This window comes from Methylobacterium sp. Leaf361 (assembly GCF_001424445.1).
Taxonomy (GTDB): Bacteria; Pseudomonadota; Alphaproteobacteria; order Rhizobiales; family Beijerinckiaceae; genus Methylobacterium.
This window is the reverse complement of record NZ_LMPY01000077.1, coordinates 1-3,556: the sequence shown is the minus strand read 5'-3', so window position 1 is coordinate 3,556 and position 3,556 is coordinate 1. Positions and strand designations below refer to the sequence as shown.

The 3,556-nt window shown below is 64.6% G+C and carries 4 protein-coding genes; 3 read left to right on the top strand and 1 reads right to left on the bottom strand.

Annotated features, from left to right (window positions below):
* Positions 1 to 396: 396 nt before the first annotated feature.
* Positions 397 to 1,383 carry an AraC family transcriptional regulator gene (locus ASG32_RS29670; protein WP_056533466.1) on the bottom strand — a complete coding sequence of 329 codons (987 nt, stop codon included), beginning with the start codon at positions 1,381 to 1,383 and terminating at the stop codon, positions 397 to 399.
* A gap of 167 nt (positions 1,384 to 1,550) precedes the next feature.
* On the opposite strand from ASG32_RS29670, the gene ASG32_RS29665 reads away from it, so the two are divergent.
* The 3 genes from ASG32_RS29665 to ASG32_RS29655 are packed head-to-tail and all read left to right on the top strand — an operon-like array spanning position 1,551 to position 3,510.
* Complete coding sequence (locus tag ASG32_RS29665; protein ID WP_056533464.1) at positions 1,551 to 2,210, top strand: cytochrome b/b6 domain-containing protein; 660 nt, start codon at positions 1,551 to 1,553, stop codon at positions 2,208 to 2,210.
* Positions 2,207 to 2,980, top strand: a complete 774-nt coding sequence (locus tag ASG32_RS29660) for a molybdopterin-dependent oxidoreductase (RefSeq protein WP_056533462.1) — start codon at positions 2,207 to 2,209, stop codon at positions 2,978 to 2,980. The genes ASG32_RS29665 and ASG32_RS29660 overlap by 4 nt, the downstream gene beginning before the upstream one ends.
* Positions 2,977 to 3,510 (top strand): hypothetical protein, encoded by a 534-nt coding sequence (locus tag ASG32_RS29655; RefSeq protein WP_244492300.1) that lies wholly within the window; start codon positions 2,977 to 2,979, stop codon positions 3,508 to 3,510. Before ASG32_RS29660 ends, ASG32_RS29655 begins: the two co-directional genes overlap by 4 nt.
* The last annotated feature ends 46 nt before the right edge of the window (positions 3,511 to 3,556 follow it).

Sequence of the window (3,556 nt, the reverse complement as noted above, 5' to 3'; positions counted from 1 at the left end):
CGATCAGCTCTTCGCGGCTCAGCCGTTCAAGGTCGCTGCGGCCCATCGCACGAGAGAATCAGCGAAATCCGTCCCGCGCAAGGGCGTGGGTAATTACGGTCGCTCCGCAAACATCGAAGAGCACGGATCGCTGAAATTCACCACATCAAATGAACGCGATCCATGTTTCGAATGAAACACGGAGGAATGGAGTGCGTCGAGCATCCGAGCAATTCGTTTATCGGATCTTGTGCTCTGTCGAACCAGCAGGATAGCGCCGCAGCACCGGAATTAGACGATACCGCACGCGAGACGGCTTCCAAACCCGCAAATTCCTGACGAGACTGCCCGACGTGAATGGCGACAACAATTTTGGTTCTCGTGCCCGACCCGGAAGGAATCCATCAGTCTACGCGCTCAAGATCTGCCGGACTCGAACGATATGCCGTCGACCGCAGGGTCGGGCTCTTGCCCCATCGATTTGGCAAAGTCCGTAGCTCGTGCGCGGTAGGCGCTCGGATCGTATCCGTAGGCAGCCTTGAATGCGTGCGAGAAGTAACTGCGACTGGCGTAACCAACGCTGTCGGAGATGACTTTCACGGGCATGGGCGAGGACGTCAGCAGCTTGGCCGCAAGTTGAAGGCGAGCCCTCTGAAGATATTCGATCGGCCCCTCGCCGAAGGTGGCGGAGAAGCGTTCGGCAAAACCGGCACGGCTCATTCCACAGAGTGCAGCCAGGCTATCGACCGTATGCTGGCCCCCGGGCGCATCGAGGACGGCCGCGATCGCCGGTACCAACCTCGGATCGCGCAACGCTTCGAAGATCGGCGAGCGCACACCTCTTTCCTTCAGGTGGATCCTGAGCAGGATCGCCAAACACTGCTTCATGAGTGCGCTCGTCACCTCCTGCGTGCCGAGGCTTGGCTGGACGAGCTCCTCGACCATGAACGCGAACGCGTGGCGCAGACGGTCACTCTCCGAGAGGTCTTCGACCAAGGCGTCGGGCAGGCGATCGAAGAGGCCGAGGGCACCGGCATACCGCGCCGAGATGGAGCCGCAGGCCAGGAGAATGTCTCGTGTGCCATCCCCGGCGGTCAGCGCGATGAGACCATCCGGAAGGACCCTGCGTGCATCCTCGGCCGATACCGACCGCGTGGCTCCGTCGAAGCCGATGGAGTGCCGCACGCCACGTGGTGGAATGACGATGTGGTTCGGCCCGAAGTGCACGGGTCCTTGACCGTCGATCGCAATCGTTCCGGAGCCCGCGAGAACGTAGTGGACCAGGATCGCGTCCGACATGCCGTTCTTCGCCAACTGCCATCCAGACTGGATTTCGCAGTATGCAAATGCCTGAACCTGCACCGACAAGGTAGAGAACAAATTCGATAGAATATTGCTTGACATAGACCCTCTAAAGGCGCGGTTTGCTCGAACTTTAACAGGTTTAGTCTGTGCCGGCATCAATTAGACGCGATTAGAAATCTATCGTGTCAAATTGATATGAGTTTACTTAACAGTGCAGCATTCGGTCACGTGAATCAGATCCGCAACTTTGAAGAGATTTCAAAATAATGATTAGGAAGGCGAGCGCATTCGGCCATCGATTGCACCCGTTGCCTGTGCGGGTCATGCACTGGACGAACGCCGTGGCTATGGTGGTGCTGATCGGCTCCGGCTGGGGCATCTACGACGATTCCGTCATCATCCACGGCGTATACTTCCCCAAGGCGCTCCGGCTCGGGTCCTGGGCGGCCGAGAGCCTGCTCTGGCATTTCGCCGCCATGTGGCTGCTGGTTGCCAACGGCGGCGCCTATCTCGTCTACGGCGTCGCGACCGGGCGCCTGCGCGAGCGCCTCCTGCCGATCCGGCCGCGCGACATCGTGCAGACGGTCCGCGACACGCTGCGGCTCAAGCTCGCCCACGAGGACCTGACGACCTACAACGCCGTCCAGAAGATCCTCTACATCGTCGCCATCCTAGCCGGCATCAGCCAGGTCGTCAGCGGGCTGGCCATCTGGAAACCGGTCCAGTTCTCCGATCTCGTCGCGCTGCTCGGCGGCTTCCAGGGCGCACGCCTCGTACACTTTGCTGGCATGGCGGTTCTGGTCGGCTTTCTCGCCGTCCACGTCGTGCTCGCCCTGCTCGTGCCGCGCACGCTGTGGGCGATGCTGACCGGCGGCCCGGTCCGCCGTCCGGCCCTCCCGGCCGTGGTGCGGGAGGCGACGCGATGAGGTCGCCCTTCCGCCCCCTCAAGGTGCCGGATCCCGGCATCCTCGACGACCACAGGCCCCTGGTCCGGCAGATCGAGCGGCGCGGTCTGCTGCGCGGCGGCCTGACGCTGGGCGCGCTCACCCTGCTCACCGGCTGCGACGTGACTGATACGACCGCGGTCGGTCGGGCGCTGCGCGCGGTCTCGGACTTCAACGACGGCGTCCAGGCCGCGCTGTTCGATCCCCGCAAGCTCGCGCCCGAGTACCCTGCATCGGAGGTACTGAAGCCCCCGCGCTTCAACGCCTATTACGATGTCGAGGACGTGAAGCCGGTCGACGGCGAAGCGTGGCGGCTCGAGCTCGCCGGGCTGATCTCCGACAAACGGCCCTGGACGCGCCGGCAGATCACGGAACTGCCCGAGCGCGAAATCATCATCCGCCACGTCTGCGTGGAGGGCTGGGATTATATCGGGCAGTGGTCGGGCGTGCCGCTCCGCGCCTTCTTGGAGCGCGTCGGCGCCGACCTCACCGCCAAGTACGTCGCCTTCAAGACGGCGGACGACTACCCGAGCAGCATCGACATGGCCAGCGCGCTGCACCCGCAGACGCTGCTCGCCACCCGCTACGCCGGCCAGGACCTGCCCGACCCCTACGGGTACCCGCTGCGCCTACGCACCGCGGTCAAGCTCGGCTTCAAGAACCCGAAATGGATCACGGCCATCGAGGTCACCAACACGTATCCGGGCGGCTACTGGGAGAGCCGCGGGTTCAACTGGTTCGCCGGCATATGAGCGCCCCCGCGGTCCTTCGCGCCTGCGGCGCGTTCCTCACGCTGGCCCTTGTCGCCCCGGGGTGGGCGCAGACCGCCGGCCCCTCGCCGGCGCCCGACCACATGCCGACCCCCGGCATGACCGCCCCCGAGATGGCCGGTCGCGCGGCCGACCGGTTTCCCCAGCCCGTGCGCGTCGGCGATCTCCCCGGCCGCTTCCTGCTCCAGCCGGAGGAGTCTCAGCCCGTGCTCGGCCGTATCGCGGAGCTCGTCCGTCGCGACGACGGGACCGCGGAGGTCGTTATCCGGCTCGACGGGAGCCTCGGCCTGACCTGGCTCGGCCTCCAGCCGGTGGCGTGGACCGGGTTCGGCCCCCGGCTCGTGGCCGTGCCGGTCGAGGCGGTGGCGCTTCTCGGCGAGTACGTCGCCCTCATGGGCATGATGCCGGATGATCCGCCCCCAGTGAAGTGGTCCGCCCTGAGGTATGGCTTTCGGGCCAGTGGAGTTGACCCGGTTTGTGGTCCACGACCTATGCAATTTCTCGGGCTGTGACAGCTTGGTTGGCGAAGGCTCGGGGCGTCAAGCCGCCCAGGGCCGT